Below are 15,969 nucleotides of genomic sequence, written 5' to 3'. Positions count from 1 at the left end.
ATATTCGGATAATGTCAGTATGCCTGGGCACGGATAACACGCCCAGGCATTTTGATACGCTATTTCCATCCCTTCCCATCATCTGCCTGTAACTTGTGCATGGTCAACTTTCATTATCACTATCCTGTGACCTTCCTTTTTCAGGTCTGCCTGTCCTTCCTCCTGACATTGCCCCGCTTCCGTTCCCGGTTCCGCTGCCAGGACCGCGCCCCCTGTCATGGCCTCCTGTCCGTTCCCCCAGCTGGGTGACAATGCCGTCCAGTACAACTTCTTCCGAAGCATCTGCCGTGGATAATCTGTATGTCTTCCCCTGCTCCAAATCCGGCATGCTGATCAGTATACAGGAAAATTCTTTTTCCGGTGTGAAGTTGAGCAGTTCCCTGCCGCTTTCATCGGTCAATATGACAGAAGTTCCTGCCTCCTGGCGTTCGCTGTAGTATGCAATCAGGACATCCTGCCCGGACTCTTCCGAAAATCCCTGCATCATCCCGGAACTTCCCGCTGCCACGAAAATACCATTGTTGATAACTGCTGTCCCATTATAATCAAGTGCTCCGTCCCCATCGCTGACAGGGCCGTTTATGTAGATGGTTCCGCCTTCCACATAGAGGTTTCCATTGGAGTCAATTCCATCTGCCATGGCATCTACCTCTATGGTACCCCCGGTAATACGCACATATGCTTCCGGATTATTCTGCATTTTCTGATGTTCATCGCCCATCTTGTCCAATGCCTTCCCCATATCTGCCCGTTGCCGGCCTGTCTGTTCCTGTCCCGGTTCTGCCTGGTCCTGCCCTGATTCCGCCCGCGCCTGCCCTGATTCCGCCCGCGCCTGCCCTGATTCCGCCCGCGCCTGTCCTGATTCCGCCCGCGCCTGCCCTGATTCCGCCCGCGCCTGTCCTGATTCCGCCCGCGCCTGCCCTGTTCCTCCGTCTCCTCCCGCCGCATTGATACCATCATCCGTGGATTTGATTTTTATGGTTCCTCCATTTATATCCACCTTCAGTCCCTCCAAGCCCTCATAGCTTTCCCGGATATCAATATTTCCCCCGGATATCGTAAGCCATGTTTCAGCGTGGATTCCATCATCACCTGCCTGGATTGTAATCGTTCCCCCTTCTATCACCACATATCCCTGTTCCGAATCCTTCTCATTGCTGGATTTAATCCCATCCTGACCTGTCTTAATCTGCATGATTCCGTCCTTGATGGATACGGAATCCTTTCCTTTCAGCCCATCCTTCACCGCCGTGATATTAAAGGTACCGGATATCACCTTCAGGTTATCCTTTGTACGTATTGCATTGCTGTAATTACCTTCCACTGTCAAGGTCCCCTGCCCATTTATGGTCAGGTCATCCTTGCTGAATATGGCTGCATCCGGTTCATCTTCATCCGCTGACTCAAACACATACCCGGTTCCGTCTGTCACGGTATTCTCTGTACCGTCCGCCAGAATCAGCACAATCTTCCCACTCTGTTTCCCATATATAGGAGATGTACTTTCATTGGAAATGTTGAACCCATCCATGACAAGCCTTACAAGGTCATCCTTTCCCGCATCAACTTGAATCTGCCCGTTATAGGTCCCTCTCAAGATATAGGTCCCTGCTGCGGTTATCCGGATAATCCCGCTTTCCGCCGCCGCGTTTCCCGTTTCCTCAACGCCGCTATCCTCCATCACCACCTCAGTCCCATCGCATGTAATGACAACCGACTCCTCTTCACTCCACCCAGCGTCCAAATCCTCCTCCTCATAAACCGCCGTTTTTCCAGTCATACCAGCCAGACTCCCATCAAAAGTCCCCCCATTCCCGGCATTACCACCTCCACTGCCCCCAACATCCCCGCTTTCATCCTCCCCGCCCATGGCCCGGGAATTGCCATCCAATCCACTCACATTACCTTCACTGCCCGTACCGACAACATGATCCGCACCAGCATTCCCCGTACCGTTATTCCCCTGGCACCCGGTAAGCTGCAGCGCCATCAGCACAGCCAGCACCGTGGCCGCCCTTCTCACGGGCCTTTTACCATATTTCCCACCCCTATTTGTATCCTCCATGCCTTTTTTCCTCATTCCTTCATCCACCTTCCTTACAGATTTTCATTTCCCGCTGCCATCCGTCCGCATACAATGGTCAGATTCCCATTCCTGCACCGTATCTCATCCAGCATGACTTTTTCGATTTCCTGAGACTTAAGTACCAGCATATAACTCAGTTCATACAGGCTTCCCATGTTCACGGTCTTTACCCGCACCATCTCAGCCTTTTTCGTATATTTCATAAAAATATCATCGAAAATGCCGCAGTAATCCAGGTTTTCCGGTATCGTAACCCTCAACTCACGGCCCAGAAGCTGGCCGCTGCCGTCCGGTATCTTTAAGAGTATGACTGTCACTATCCCCACCACTGCCATCATCAATATCCCGATTCCTATGTATCCCATCCCATCTGCCAGGCCAACCGCCATTGCCAGGAATACACTGCTGATTTCCCTTGCATTGCCCGGCATGGAGCGGAAACGCACCAGGCTGAACGCCCCCATGACAGCCACGCCCGTCCCCAGGTTTCCGTTTACTAGCATGATGACCATCTGCACGATTACCGGCAGCAGCACCAGCGTCATGAGGAAATTCCTGCTGCTCTGGTTCCTGTATGTGTGGATTCCTGCCAGCACGGATCCCAATCCCAGGGATACCACCGTGCAGACTGCCATATGTGTCATGGTAATACTGCTTGCCGTTTCATTCAAAATACTCTCAAGCACAGATAATCCCTCCTTGCATATATTCCTGCCGCGTTGTGTGATAACCCGCCATTTCTTCATATCCCGTCATCCTTGCCGGGTAGATATAGGTTTCATAAAATGTCCCGTATTTCGAGTAGGCTGACGGAAAAATCCCCTGCTCAGCAAAAATCCTGCTCAGCCATACCGGCATGGCGCCTGGTATCTTAACCTCCATCAGGATCTGCTCCTGTGGCAGAAGGCATTTACCGTAAGGTCCCACCCGCAGGTCCAGGTCCCCCAGCCGCCCCAGGATGCTGCTATCAAAGGTAATCCTCAGTTCCCGGTCCATCTGGCAGGTATAGGCGTCCCTTTCATAGGAAATGTAGGCCATGGGCCGCAGACCGTACCGCCTGACGGCATAATCCACCTCCCTGAAAATCTGTCCGTCCTGCCCTGGATGGATTCCATAGCAGACATATCTTCTGGCTGTTTCCATATCCATCCCCACCCTGCGTTTGTAGACCACGGAATCATACTTTTTCTTCAGTTCCAGAAACACCGGGGAGCTGTCATTTACCCTGGCGCCATAGCACCGCAGCCTCACCTTTTCCTTATAGACCGGCTTCTCAATGGAAGTGCGGATCAGCTCATAATCCGGAGTATCAAGATAAATATTGCAGATGGTGTGATGGCCATATACATCCATATCCATGACCCCGCCCAGAATCAGCATAAGCTTCTGATACTGTTCCTGTGTCAGCAGATATTTTTTCTCATACCGTTTGAATACTTCCTGCGCCATCGTTCCTCCTTCCGGGGACATCATGACTGCCCCTGATGAATTTGATTTTTTATTATGTTAGCGGGAAAATGTGTCAGGCTTTTGTTAAATTTGTGTTAACAATGTGAAAAAGGCACTGCCCCTGTTTTATCACAGGAACAATGCCTTACCATATCATATATTTAAAACGTTCAGTACATCAGGTGTTCTTCATGATTACGCTTTCCACAATATCCGCCACATGCTCACAGGCATCGCAGCATTTCTCCAGGTAGACGTAAATTTCCCTCCATGCAATGATTTGAATGGGGTCTTTCTCCTCGGTGTGGAGCTTACGCATGGAATCAATGAACAGGCGGTCGCCTTCCTCTTCCAGGGCATTAATCTCAATAATCAGCCCGTGCAGTGTCTTGGACTTCTGAAAGTCGCAGAACTCCTCCATCACTTCCTTTAATGCCTGGCAGCAGCGGATGATTACCTTGGTAAATGCAACCGCTTCCGGCTTGATGTCATGCACATTATTAATGTAAATGCGGATCAGCACATCCTCAATCTTGTCCGTCACCTCATCAATGCTCTGGCTCAAAAGGATGATGTCCTCGCGCTCAATGGGTGTGATGAATGCCTTGACCAGCACTCCCATCATCTCATGCTTTTTCTTGTCCGCATCATGCTCAATCTGGTGAAGCTCGTCCAGTTTCTCCTGCAGGCATCCCGCATCAAAGCTCATCAGGTTTTCCTCCAGCATCTTTGCCGCCTCGCAGCCGCACTGGACACATTCTATAAAGTTCTGAAAATAGTAACTATCGCTTTTCTTAGACATCTCATCTTCTCCTTTATCTAACCGTGGAACAGCATCATGAACAGTTTAGCTATGAGGAATCCTATGAGGCCGCAGCCCGGGAAGGTCATGATCCAGGTCATCACCATATCCTTAACCACCCCGAAGTTAATGGCTGACAGCCGCTTCACGGCGCCTACGCCCATGATGGCGGTGGTCTTGGTGTGGGTGGTGCTCACAGGGATACCAAACATGGAAAAGCCAAGCAGGCAGGCGGCTCCTGCCATATCAGCGGAAAAGCCCTGATACTTCTCCAGACGGACCATGTCCATTCCAACGGATTTAATGATTTTCTTTCCTCCTATGGAAGTTCCCAGCGCCATGGCCGCGGAACCCAGAAGCAGCATCCACAGCGGAAAACGTACGCCTGCCGTACTGCTGCTGCCATTTACCATACAGATTCCGAGAAGCATGACACCCATGAACTTCTGCCCGTCCTGGGCGCCGTGCATGAAGGCCATGGCCGCGGCCGCGCCAATCTGCGCATACTTGAAGAATCCGGTGGTCCTGCGCCTGTCCATGTTACGGCATGTCCAGGAAACCAGCTTGCAGGATAAATATCCGCTGAAGAATCCAAGTAACACGGAAAACACCAGGCCATAAACTACTTTCATCCACTCAGCCCCATTGATGGCTGAGAATCCGCCCCTGATTGCAATCGCCGCACCTGTCAGGCCGGCAATCAACGCATGGCTCTCACTGGTGGGACAGCCGATGGACACTGCGAAGGAAGACCACACCACAATGGAAAACAGGGCCGCGCACAATGCCACCAGGGCAATGGAAGTATCATCTCCAAAATTAACCATGTTGGTAATGGTGGAAGCAACCGTTGCATTAATCATGGTCATGACCACGATTCCGGCGCAGTTACACACAGCAGCCATGACAATAGCGACATTGACATCCAGGGACCTGGTTGATACACAGGTGGCAATGGCATTGGGCGCATCCGTGATACCATTCACACAGATGACCCCCAAGGTCAGCAATACCGTTATCAATAAGGCCGGATTCGTCACCAGCTGCCGCAGGAAAAAGGAAAACGACATATCCATAATTCTTTTTTACCTACTCTCTTATTCTTTACTTTATCTTTACGTATACTTTACATACTCACGATTTTAATTCTAACACGGTTTTAAATAGTAGTAAAGTTTTAATTTCATTAACATAGAAGGAAGATTATCAAAAATAGATAATGCGGGGGCCAATAATATCCAATATCGGATATCATTGGCCCCCTGTCCTTTTTCCCGGCTTTTACTGCAGCAAATTGCCCTTTTATATTTTCCATTTTTGGTAAATAGGTATTTTTTACCTGGGGAAGCTGGCTAAGTCAGTTGCCCTGCCTTCTGAAATCCTATTTTTCAAAAAACCTATTACCTGAAAATCCTATCCCCTAAAAAACACCACCAGCAGATATCCCAGCGTCAGGCAAAGTCCGATACAAAACAGCATAAGTCCAAATGAAAAACTTTCCTCCACCAGCTTTCCGGTACGTTTCAGCACTTCCTCTCCCTCAATCAGGCGGGGAATGACAGAATCTTTTCCTTCCCGCTCTTTCCTTCTTCCCGGCAGGCGGCGTCCCAGGCTGGCCACATCATCGATAAAATGTCCCAGGATAAAAGCCAACCTGTCATTTCCGCCCAGGACCTTTTCCCCATTCCTCTGCCTGTGGGTAGTCTTCCTGGCCAGCAGGATGATGCCATCCGCCATATGGTCAAGGGTACGGCACAGGACCGCGGATATCTGAAGGAACAGATTCACAGCCGTGGACACCAGATACCGGTCGACAAACCGGAAGATGGCTCCAAATATGCCCGGAAGCGCCACTGCCAGAATCGGGCGGTAAACCAGTTCCTCTAAATCCAGCCATTTAGGCCAGCGGTCCACATATCTGTACACGCTGCCAAGTTTTCTATTGATTTTGCTATTAACTCCACTATTGGCTCCTCTATTGACTCCGCTATCGGCTCCTCTATTAACTCCACTATCGGCCCCTCCATTGGCTCCGCTATCGGCTCCTCTATTGACTCCGCTATCGACTCCTCCATTGGCTCTACTATCGGCTCCTCCATTGGCTCTACTATCGACTCTTCCATCGACCCCACTATCAATCCCCCATTCCTCCACCTGTTCCCCAACTTCCGCCTTCTCCATCAGCAGGCCGCGCACCACAACCACGTACAGGACAATTCCTATGCCAATGGTAATTGCAGCCCCCTTCAGGTTCCCCGCCGCAAAGTAGGAAACCTTATGCCCCTGCAAATCCCCATGAAAAAATCCCTGCCCCAAATCCGCCGCCCGGTCCATGAACAGCTGAGGGAATGACCCGAATACCGGAATCACAGCCGCAGAAATACACAGTGCCGCCCGGCTCACCGGATTCATATAGCCCGAGGACATGGCATCAAATTCCTGTTGCCGCACCGGATGCCGGTCCACGAAAAGGGCAATGAACAGCTTCAGCATATAAGCCAGTGTCATCCCTCCCGTTAACAGGAACAGCCACTCTGCCGCCTTCCACAGGGCTGGGGATCCAAGAACCGCGCCCAATCCATATATCCCGCCAGCAAGATAGGTTCCCCCTCCCGCAGACCCAATACCCCCGCCAAAAGCCGTTCCTATCCCCTGCGCCAGCATTTCCCCGTATTCCACAATCCCCTCATGGAGCAATGTCTTGCTCACATATCCGCTCCACATGGGAATCCCGCTGATGCCCAAGGCCCCCATGAGGAAACAGAACAGGAGGGCCGGCTTCCTCCTTCCAAATCCCCTGATATCGTTCAGGTCCAGCTGGTGCAGGTTCATGAACACCGCGCCCGCACACAGGAACAGTACCAGCTTAAACATGGAATGGTTCACCATATGGAGGAAGGTGCCGCGGACAGCCAGCCCATTGCCGGCGCCCACGGACTTTAGCAGGCAGCACATCCCTGTCCCTGTGAGGATGAATCCTATCTGCGACACAGAGGAACATGCCAGGGTCCGCTTGAGATTAACGGAAAACAGGGCCAGCAGGGCGCCCAGAAACATGGTGATGAATCCCAGCACCGCAACCAGCAGGCCCCAGTTCCTATCTGCCTGGAACATCACGCAGGACACAATCACGATTCCGAACACACCTGCCTTTGTCAGTATCCCGGACAGCAGGGCGCTGGCAGGCGCTGGAGCCACCGGATGCGCCTTGGGCAGCCAGATATGAAGCGGGAAACAGCCTGCCTTGGCCCCAAACCCAAACAGCAAAAGCCCTCCGGCCACGTACAGCCTCACAGGCCCCTGAGGGCCATATACCCCATTTCCGGATAATATGATTTCCGCGGCCCCGGCCAGTCCATCGATTTCAAGGGTGCCGGTCATATCATACAGCAGGAACAGCCCCATGAGCATGACAAGTCCGCCAATCACCGCCACTGCCAGGTAGGTCCCGGCCGCCCTCAGGCTTTCCTTCTTCTCATCAAAGGCCACCCACACATAGGAGGTAAATGACATGATTTCAAAAAATATGAAAGTGGTATACAGGTCCGCTGACAGGAATACGCCTGCCGTTGCCAGGAAGGTTATCCAGAAAAAAACATAATATCTTCCTCGCTTCTCATAATGCCTCATATATTCCAGGGAAAACAGGCCGCACACCGTCCACATCACAATGGCTATGAGCACGTAAACCAGCCTGAAGCCATCCAGCCTCAGGTGCATTCCCATGCCGCAGAATCCCGGAATCACCAGGTCCATTGTATCCATCATCCTGCCTTACCTCCTATTGCCCACAATATCTTCATCAGTGGAACGGAATGAAAACCGAAACAGATGATCACACCTGCGAATATCAGGAGGGGAACCAGCATCATCCAGTTGGGGTCCGTCACATCCCCGCCGGGAGCCGTCCCTTCCTTTGGGAAATACGCCCTTACCAGGACCGTAAACATGTAAACCGCTGTCATCAGCGCTGAATACAGCAGCACACACGCCCCTGCATAGGGAAGCCAGTATCCCCCGTTTCCCGCCCCGCTCAGGATTCGGCCGCAGTCAAAGGCTGACTGGGCAATGTTCCATTTGCTTATGAATCCGGCAAAAGGAGGGATTCCTGCCAGGGATATGCTGGCAATGGTGAGACATGCAAAGGTAACCGGCATTTTCCTGGCCATGCCGTCCAGTTCATAGACATAGGTCTTACCGGATTGGTGCATCACTGCCCCCGCGCAGAAGAAGGAGCAGATTTTCATAAAAGCATGGAACACCATATGGCTCATGGCTGCAATCAGCCCCAGAGGGCTCATCATGGCAGTCCCAAGAAGGATATAGGAAAGGTTGCTGATGGTGGAATAAGCCAGCCTCCGTTTCCAGTGAATCTCCTTCACCGCCATGGTGGAACCGTAAACCACGGTTAACATGGCTGCCCCCATGACAATATACTGGGCAAAACTCCCTCTTAAAAGGGCGGTGCCAAAGCTGTAATAGGTAAGGCGCATGACTGCAAATGCGCCGGACTTCACCACTGCCACCGCATGAAGCAGGGCCGTGACCGGCGTGGGCGCCACCGTGGCATCCGGCAGCCAGCCATGGCAGGGAAAGAGCGCGGCCTTTACGCCAAATCCGAAAAATGCCAGCACATACACAAATAACAGTGTCCCCCTCCTTGTCTGCCCTGCCACCGCATCCATGATTCCCCCCGGAACAAACTGGGTATTGCCCGTGGTGGAGAAATTAAGTACGAATATGATTCCGATAAATGCAAAAGCCGCACCGCCAATGGCATAATACAGGTACTTCCTGCTTGCCCGCACCGCTGCCTTCGTCATGGGATGAAGCACCAGCGGGAAGGTCACAAGGGTCAGCAGCTCATAAAACAGGTACAGGGTTACCAGATTCCCTGCGAACGCAATTCCCACCGTCACACCGTAGGTCATCAGATAATAGGCAAAGAAAACCGTCTGCCTCTCCTCATTCCTCATATACTCAAACGAATACAGCACCGCCAGGGGCCACAGGAACGCAATCAGCCCGGCAAACACACTGCCCAGACCGTCCAGGCTGAACATGACCCTCAGGTCGCCATAGAGCTTAAACAGCACCATCTGCTCACCGGTTCCTGCCTTATGGACAATCAGCCACCCAATGACCAGGCTGTTCACCAGGGTGATTCCTTCCACAAACAATGCCAGCCCCCTGTACCGGAAGACGGCATTTCCCTTAAAATGATTCATGATCAGCAGGACCACACCCCCGACAATGGGAAGGAGCGCCGGAACCGCCAGTAACATTCTGCTCATATGCCAACCTCCGTCAAAGCACTGTGGCTGCAATGGACTTAAGCATGGATATCAATGGTCCCGGGAAGCAGCCAAAGAGGATTGCCCCTGCGGTCAGTGCCAGCATGGGAACCATCATAAGCCAGGAAGGCTCCTGGCCCGCAAGACCCCTGGCCCGTATCTCCCCTTCATCAAAATCCGCCCCCGGGAAGAATCCCCTTATGGCCAGGGGCAGAAGATACCCCGCTGTCAGCAGCGCGCTGATTAACAGGATGACCGGGCCAAGCCAGGACCAGACACCTGTACCGGAAGCCAGGGCGCCGGTGGCAAGATACCATTTACTTACAAAACCGCTGGCCGGGGGAATCCCGATCAGGGCCAGGGAAACCAGGGTATAGCATCCCAGCATCACAGGCATCACCCGGCCCAGCCCGTCCATTTCACTGGTCCTGGTCCACCCGGTTTTAAAGATGACGGCCCCGGCTGCCAGGAACAGCCCGTTCTTCACCAGGGAATGGAATACCACATGTGACAAAGCACCCACAAAGCCTGTCCCGTTAAAAAGCCCCAGACCGAATATGATATACGACACCTGGCTCACCGTGGAATACGCCAGGCGTTTCTTGAGCACCGGCTCCTTATACGCCAGCATGGAACCCATGAACACGGTCAGAAGGGCAAGGAACATCCACACATCCTGGACCCATGTCCCCCTCAGCCGGTCCGGTCCCACAATGTAATACGCAACCCTGATGAGCGCCAGCACGCCTGACTTGGTAATCAGCCCTGAAAGTACGGCGCTGGCAGGCGCCGGGGCCACGGGATGGGCCGTGGGCAGCCAGCCGTGCAGCGGAAACATGCCTGCCTTGGTCCCAAATCCCACCAGCATGCAGCACACAGCCCCCAGGAACAGCCCATCATGGCCATTGGCAGGAAATCCCATGGCAACCCCGCCCGGGGTAAACGTCAGGCTTTCCGCCACTGAGTACAGGTAAAATATGCCAAACAGCGCAAGGAATGCGCCGGCCACAGAATAAAACAGGTATTTAAGCCCTGCCATCACTGCTTCCTTTGTCATCTCATGCAGCACCAGGGGCAGGGAGGTCAGCGTCATCATCTCATAACACACGTAGAAGGTGACCAGGTTGGCAGAAAAATCAAGTGCAATCAGGACCCCCAGCACAATCAGGTAAAAGCCGAAAAAACGGAATTCATCCTTTTCATGGGTCATATAGGAAAAGGAGTATATCCCCACCAGAAGCCAGACACCTGATGTCAGGGCGGCAAACAGCCTGCCGACCCCATCCACTGCCAGTGCAACCGTTATATGCTCCGTCATCTGCCACAGCATAAGCCGTCCGCCTGTCAGAAGGGCCGCCCATGTCAGAAGGACGCCCGCGGCCAGGGTTCCGGCCACGGCTGCAATCAGCACATTCCTGTTTTTCCTGAATCCCTTTACTGTCAGGACCAGACTCCCCATTACAATGGGAATCAGGACCGGCAGCAGCAATATCACATTTCCGTCCATATGGTATCTCCTTTTAATCAAACATGGCAAGCCCGTCCCAGATAGCCTGTACAACCGGCTGGGATTTAAGCCCCAGCACCAGGTTCAGCAGGATAAAGCACAGGATAGCTGCCCTGAGCTTCCAGGAACTCGCCTTCCCCTTCCTCTCACTTCCACCGCCCGAATAAAGGGTGATGACCAGCCGGAGGAAGTAGATGGCATTCAGGGTGGTACTGACAGCCAGCACAATCAGGGTGGGTATCATCTTGTGGGGGCTTTGAAGCGCCGAGGTGGCAAAAAGCAGCTTGGAAATGAATCCCGCCAGCATGGGGAACCCCACCATGGACAGTGCCCCCACTGCAAAACCGATTCCAGCCAGGGGATTGCGGTACCCTGCCCCACGCAGGCTGCGGTAATCCTTTTTATCTCCCGAAACCTCATACAGCCCCACCGCGCTGATGAACAGAAGGGCCTTGGTGGCGGAATGGGTAAACATGTGGAACACGGCCGCCACCATCCCGGCCTGGGTTCCCAGGCCGATTCCCATATAGATATAGCCAATCTGGGCCACTGAGGAATAGGCTATCATCCGCCTTGTATCCTCCTCCATGATGGCATGCACCGACCCCATAATCATTCCCGCCAGGCCGAACAGGTAAAGGACATTCACAATCTGGCTGGCAATCACATTTTCCCGTCCAAGCACCCTGTAAAATATCTTAATCAGCAGGAATATATATCCCTTGGACACCAGGCCGGACAGGATTGCGCTGGCCGTTGGCGTGGCATAGCCATACGTATCCGGTATCCAGTAATGGAACGGATACAGGCCGCTTTTGATGGCAAGGCCCACGCTGATGACCGCAAGGATGACAAGCATGGGAATCCCATACTTCCCGGTTGCCTCTATCAGGGCCACGGCCTCCTTGGCCGGGCTCATAAGCAGATGTCCGGTCACATCATAAAGCAGGCTCAGGCCAATCAGGAACAGGCCCGACCCCAGCTGGCTCATGATCATATAACGGATGGCCGCGGAAAGGCTCCGCCCCTTCTGCCGTATCATGATAAGCCCGCAGCCCGCTATGGTATTGATTTCCACAAACACATAAGCGGTAAACAAATCATTGGTATAAATCAGGGCCAACAGGGAGCTGAGCATCATGTCAATCATAATGAAAAACAGGTTAAGCTTGGTCCCCTCCACATCCTCATACGTATGGTCCATGCCGCCCACAACCGAGAGCAGCATTACCACGCCAAATACCGTTGCGGTCAACCCTTCCAGGACCCCTGCCCGGATTTCATTGCCCCATGGCGCAGGAAAATGCCCCATCATGTAGGTATAGCTTTCCCCCGCATCCATACAGTACAGGAACACGGCAAAGGACATAACCGTCACAATGCTGATTGCGCCCAGGCTTACGTTCCTGGCCCGCCTGCCGGATAGGGCCAGGGAAAGGATGCCGGAAAACATGGCGATGATGATGGAAAAGAAAGGAAAATTCTGCACAAGTGTCATGCCTTTTCTTCCTCCTTTGCCCGTGTAAGGATTTCATCCAGATCAAGGGAACCATACCGCTCATAAAGCCGTATGGTCAAAGCCAGCATCAAGGCCGTGGTACTCACCGAAACCACGATTCCGGTGAGTACAAGGCCGCTGGGCACCGGATTGATGTAGGCCGACACCTCCCTGACCCCATCCACCACAATGGGCACCATCCTGCCGCGGATATACCCTTTGGCGGCCAGGAAAAGGTACACGGCCGTATCCATGATATTCATGCCCATGATTTTCTTAATCAGGTTCTGGTGCAGCAAAAGCATGGTAAATCCGATGCCGAACAGGATGACCGACACGGTTTCTTCCACATTCATGAACAGATGTGAAACCATCCTACATACCTCCCTTCCGGAACAGGGTATAAAATGCATACATGGTGCAGGCCACAACCAGGCCCACGCAGATGTTCAGGGGAAGGATCAGGCCGCTGCTTAAAATTGCGCCCGGCGTCCCTAACGGAATATGGCTCTCCAGATGATTGGCTCCCGTATAAAAAGAATAGCTCTTAGCCAGGCAGTAAAAAGTCAGGGCCGCCAGCGTAATCCTGCGGTAAACCTTTTCCGTAAAAAAGCGTTCTGTCTTCTGAAAACCAAATGCATTCAGATAAAGGATCAGTCCGGATCCCAGAACCGCCCCGCCCGAAAATCCCCCGCCCGGCGAAAGGTGGCCGTTAAGCACAATATAGATGCCAAAGACCAGGATAAGGGGCACCAGCACGCAGGCGCATTTTTGAAGGATGATATCATTTTTAGGCTCAAATAAACGGTCGTTGGCCTCTGCCAGCCGTTTGGCCGTCTGCTTGTCCCTGCTGGCCGCGTCAATCCGCAACAGCGCAAACACGCAGCAGGATGCAATAAACAGGACACAGGATTCCCCAAATGTATCAAAGGCACGGTAATCCAGTATCATCCCGGTCACAATATTCACTGCCCCTGTTTCCTCCAATCCTTTCTCAATATAGCGCGCCGACACCTCATTGTTATCCGGATTGCCCGCATTTCCGAATACCGGCAGATAGGCAATGGTCCACAGCAGGACAAATATGATGCTGAAGCACAGAAGCACCGACATGACCTGGTAAAAGCGGTGGAAAATCCTGATTCCACGTTCTTCGCGGAGCAGGAGGGATGGAGTGGCGGACGGCGGGGTTCCAGGCCCTTGATTCATGGGATTTTTGTGCATAGGTTTTTGGTTCACAGGCTCCTGGTTCATAGGCTCCTGGTTCACAGGCTTTTGATCCACAGATTCCTGGTTCATAAGCTTTTGATCCACAGGCTCCTGCAAAAAACCGGATACAGCCTTCTTCCCCGGTTCGGCGCTGCCTGTCAGCACTTCATCGCCCCTGACAGTTCCGGCTGTCCTGCCTTCTCCCCCTGCTTCAGCTGTATACTGAACTTTTGTACAGTCATTTTCATTTCCCGGTATCTTTATCTCCATTCCATGATCCAAAGGGTCTACTTCCCCATCCACCCATTTCCTGAATTTCATCCACCGGCTGTTCTCATAGTTATCCCTTCTCCTGCTCATCCTGGCCCTCCTTTCGGATGGTCCCGCCGTCCACTGCATCGCGGGCCTTACTTATGGCCCTTATTTTCTTCAATGTAATGAAAAACAGGATGCTGGTAACCCCGGCCCCCACAGCCGCTTCCGTAATAGCCAGGTCCGGAGACTGGAGCAGGATCCATATAACACACATAATAAGGCTGTAGGACATGAAAATAACAATCGAGGTCAGCAAATCCCTGGCAAACCCAACCGATACCGCGCATACTACCAGGCTGATTAGAAGTATGATTTCAAATAACCTCATCTGTGCTTTCCTCCTTTGCCGGAGCGTTGTGATTTCCTGTGTTGTGCGACTTTGTCATGCATGTTTTTGCGCTGTATCCTTCTGCCTCACACGCATCTGCACCGCATCCGTCTGCACCATATCCGTCCGCACCACATCCGTCTGCACCGCATCCATCCGCACCACATCCATCCGCACCACATCCGTCTGCACCGTACCCTACTGCACAATATCCGCCTACACCGCATCCGTCCGCACTGCACTCTTCCTCCCCATATCCCCGTTCCTTCCCCGTCTTCCGTATTATCAGGATTTTCCCCAATTCCTCATCTGTCATGGCCTCCAGCCTGCTTATCATATGGCCTGACACAGGTCCTGCCGACCAGAAAAAAAGGATGACCAAGAACAGTTTAAGGGAATCCATGGAGAAACCCTTCATCACAATCAGTCCTGCAAATACAAACAGGATTCCCAGCGTATCCCCCATGGCCGCCGCATGCATACGGTTCAGGGCCTTGTGGAAGCGGTTCACACCGAAAACAGCCAGAATCATGAATATGATTCCAACCAGAAGGCAGGCAGCCGCTGCTGCCAGCTGTATCCATCTCCACGTCATATGCCTTCCTCCCTTTCAGAAGGGTCCGATGCATCCGCCGTATCAACCCCCTGTCTGCTTACATTATCCTCAATGGCCCCCAGGTCAGCCTTCATATTCTTCCTTTGCAGGTAAACACCCGTATACACCTTACAGAGGACCACCACCCCAAGGAAACTCAGCATGGCATATATAAGGCACACGTCCACCAGATAATTCTCATCCAGGTACACGGAAAGGATTGCTATTATCATGATGATCATGGTTCCAATCATATTAACCGCAATGATCCGGTCCGCAATCCCCGGACCCCGGACCGAACGGATGATACTTAAAATAATCAGGACAGCCAGTACAATGACCGAACCGCCCAGCATCTTATCATATACCAGCCCAATCACATCCATCTGCTTTCCACTGCCTCCATTTCCAATAAAAGCTCCACAAACACGGAATCCTCCATCCCCTCTGCCAGTTCCCGGTCCAGACAATGCACGCAGAAGCTGTCATTTTCCACAGAAACCGTAATGGTGCCCGGGGTCAGGGTAATGGAGTTAGCCAGCACCACCTTAGCCATCCCGGTCCTGAACTTTGCATCAAAATACACAAAAGCCGGTTCCGGTTCCAGTTCCGGCGACACGATGATTTTCAGCACGCACACATTTGCCCTCACTATCTCCTTCACCAGAACCCAGAAATATTGGATGAACAGCGGCGTCAGGCGGAACAGAAGAAGTTCCTTGCGCAGACTGTACTCCATATACCTGCACATGAAATAAAAAAGAGCGGCGGAAATCAATACGCCAAAGACGCAGATTTCCACCGTTATTTTACCATTCAATATAAGCCACACCGCCAATAACAGAAGAAACATAGGATTATCCCCCTTTGATCCGGTATATTTTCC

At 52.4% G+C, this 15,969-nt stretch carries 15 protein-coding genes; all 15 read right to left on the bottom strand.

Annotated features, from left to right (window positions below):
- Positions 1-103 precede the first annotated feature (103 nt).
- The 15 genes from LK536_RS50405 to LK536_RS50335 all read right to left on the bottom strand — a co-directional run bounded on the left by LK536_RS50405 (position 104) and on the right by LK536_RS50335 (position 15,936).
- The gene (locus LK536_RS50405) at positions 104-2,080 is read right to left on the bottom strand and encodes a carbohydrate-binding domain-containing protein (protein ID WP_506092201.1); all 1,977 of its coding nucleotides are present in this window, start codon (positions 2,078-2,080) and stop codon (positions 104-106) included.
- A 17-nt stretch (positions 2,081-2,097) separates the two neighbouring features.
- Positions 2,098-2,772, bottom strand: a complete 675-nt coding sequence (locus tag LK536_RS50400) for a DUF4956 domain-containing protein (protein WP_227796716.1) — start codon at positions 2,770-2,772, stop codon at positions 2,098-2,100.
- Positions 2,765-3,535: a polyphosphate polymerase domain-containing protein gene (locus LK536_RS50395; RefSeq protein WP_227796715.1), complete on the bottom strand. Its 771-nt coding sequence runs from the start codon at positions 3,533-3,535 to the stop codon at positions 2,765-2,767. Before LK536_RS50395 ends, LK536_RS50400 begins: the two co-directional genes overlap by 8 nt.
- A 178-nt stretch (positions 3,536-3,713) precedes the next feature.
- A complete protein-coding gene (locus tag LK536_RS50390) occupies positions 3,714-4,337 on the bottom strand; it encodes a DUF47 domain-containing protein (protein WP_008720979.1) in 624 nt (207 codons plus the stop codon).
- Between the two features lie 17 nt (positions 4,338-4,354).
- Positions 4,355-5,413: an inorganic phosphate transporter gene (locus tag LK536_RS50385; RefSeq protein WP_040381112.1), complete on the bottom strand. Its 1,059-nt coding sequence runs from the start codon at positions 5,411-5,413 to the stop codon at positions 4,355-4,357.
- Positions 5,414-5,750: 337 nt separating this feature from the next.
- The gene (locus LK536_RS50380) at positions 5,751-8,105 is read right to left on the bottom strand and encodes a complex I subunit 5 family protein (protein WP_227796714.1); all 2,355 of its coding nucleotides are present in this window, start codon (positions 8,103-8,105) and stop codon (positions 5,751-5,753) included.
- Positions 8,102-9,631, bottom strand: coding sequence for a complex I subunit 5 family protein (locus LK536_RS50375; protein WP_130790463.1), 1,530 nt, complete (start codon positions 9,629-9,631; stop codon positions 8,102-8,104). Before LK536_RS50375 ends, LK536_RS50380 begins: the two co-directional genes overlap by 4 nt.
- 13 nt (positions 9,632-9,644) lie before the next feature.
- A complete protein-coding gene (locus tag LK536_RS50370) occupies positions 9,645-11,138 on the bottom strand; it encodes a complex I subunit 5 family protein (protein WP_227796713.1) in 1,494 nt (497 codons plus the stop codon).
- 13 nt (positions 11,139-11,151) lie between these two features.
- Positions 11,152-12,636, bottom strand: a complete 1,485-nt coding sequence (locus tag LK536_RS50365; protein WP_025483801.1) for a complex I subunit 5 family protein — start codon at positions 12,634-12,636, stop codon at positions 11,152-11,154.
- A complete protein-coding gene (locus tag LK536_RS50360) occupies positions 12,633-13,010 on the bottom strand; it encodes a sodium:proton antiporter (protein WP_008720971.1) in 378 nt (125 codons plus the stop codon). Before LK536_RS50360 ends, LK536_RS50365 begins: the two co-directional genes overlap by 4 nt.
- A 1-nt stretch (position 13,011) precedes the next feature.
- Entirely contained in the window at positions 13,012-14,205 is a 1,194-nt protein-coding gene (gene mbhE, locus LK536_RS50355; protein ID WP_331472251.1) for a hydrogen gas-evolving membrane-bound hydrogenase subunit E, read from the bottom strand.
- Positions 14,186-14,488, bottom strand: coding sequence for a hydrogenase subunit MbhD domain-containing protein (locus LK536_RS50350; protein WP_025483805.1), 303 nt, complete (start codon positions 14,486-14,488; stop codon positions 14,186-14,188). Before LK536_RS50350 ends, mbhE begins: the two co-directional genes overlap by 20 nt.
- A complete protein-coding gene (locus LK536_RS50345; RefSeq protein WP_227796712.1) occupies positions 14,475-15,083 on the bottom strand; it encodes a monovalent cation/H(+) antiporter subunit G in 609 nt (202 codons plus the stop codon). Before LK536_RS50345 ends, LK536_RS50350 begins: the two co-directional genes overlap by 14 nt.
- On the bottom strand, positions 15,080-15,469 hold the full coding sequence (locus LK536_RS50340) for an MrpF/PhaF family protein (RefSeq protein WP_008720967.1): 390 nt from the start codon (positions 15,467-15,469) through the stop codon (positions 15,080-15,082). The genes LK536_RS50345 and LK536_RS50340 overlap by 4 nt, the downstream gene beginning before the upstream one ends.
- Complete coding sequence (locus LK536_RS50335) at positions 15,460-15,936, bottom strand: Na+/H+ antiporter subunit E (RefSeq protein ID WP_008720966.1); 477 nt, start codon at positions 15,934-15,936, stop codon at positions 15,460-15,462. Before LK536_RS50335 ends, LK536_RS50340 begins: the two co-directional genes overlap by 10 nt.
- Positions 15,937-15,969: the final 33 nt, after the last annotated feature.

This window comes from Clostridium pacaense (assembly GCF_020709765.2).
GTDB classification, from domain to species: Bacteria; Bacillota; Clostridia; order Lachnospirales; family Lachnospiraceae; genus Enterocloster; species Enterocloster hominis.
This window is presented reverse-complemented; position numbering and strand designations above follow the sequence as displayed.

Coding starts and splice junctions, on each gene's coding strand:
- LK536_RS50405 (WP_506092201.1), bottom strand. CDS start 2,080: ATGAGGAAAAAAGGCATGGAGGATACAAATAGGGGTGGGAAATATGGT.
- LK536_RS50395 (WP_227796715.1), bottom strand. CDS start 3,535: ATGGCGCAGGAAGTATTCAAACGGTATGAGAAAAAATATCTGCTGACA.
- LK536_RS50390 (WP_008720979.1), bottom strand. CDS start 4,337: ATGTCTAAGAAAAGCGATAGTTACTATTTTCAGAACTTTATAGAATGT.
- LK536_RS50385 (WP_040381112.1), bottom strand. CDS start 5,413: ATGGATATGTCGTTTTCCTTTTTCCTGCGGCAGCTGGTGACGAATCCG.
- LK536_RS50380 (WP_227796714.1), bottom strand. CDS start 8,105: ATGATGGATACAATGGACCTGGTGATTCCGGGATTCTGCGGCATGGGA.
- LK536_RS50375 (WP_130790463.1), bottom strand. CDS start 9,631: ATGAGCAGAATGTTACTGGCGGTTCCGGCGCTCCTTCCCATTGTCGGG.
- LK536_RS50370 (WP_227796713.1), bottom strand. CDS start 11,138: ATGGACGGAAATGTGATATTGCTGCTGCCGGTCCTGATTCCCATTGTA.
- LK536_RS50365 (WP_025483801.1), bottom strand. CDS start 12,636: ATGACACTTGTGCAGAATTTTCCTTTCTTTTCCATCATCATCGCCATG.
- LK536_RS50360 (WP_008720971.1), bottom strand. CDS start 13,010: ATGGTTTCACATCTGTTCATGAATGTGGAAGAAACCGTGTCGGTCATC.
- mbhE (WP_331472251.1), bottom strand. CDS start 14,205: ATGAGCAGGAGAAGGGATAACTATGAGAACAGCCGGTGGATGAAATTC.
- LK536_RS50350 (WP_025483805.1), bottom strand. CDS start 14,488: ATGAGGTTATTTGAAATCATACTTCTAATCAGCCTGGTAGTATGCGCG.
- LK536_RS50345 (WP_227796712.1), bottom strand. CDS start 15,083: ATGACGTGGAGATGGATACAGCTGGCAGCAGCGGCTGCCTGCCTTCTG.
- LK536_RS50340 (WP_008720967.1), bottom strand. CDS start 15,469: ATGGATGTGATTGGGCTGGTATATGATAAGATGCTGGGCGGTTCGGTC.
- LK536_RS50335 (WP_008720966.1), bottom strand. CDS start 15,936: ATGTTTCTTCTGTTATTGGCGGTGTGGCTTATATTGAATGGTAAAATA.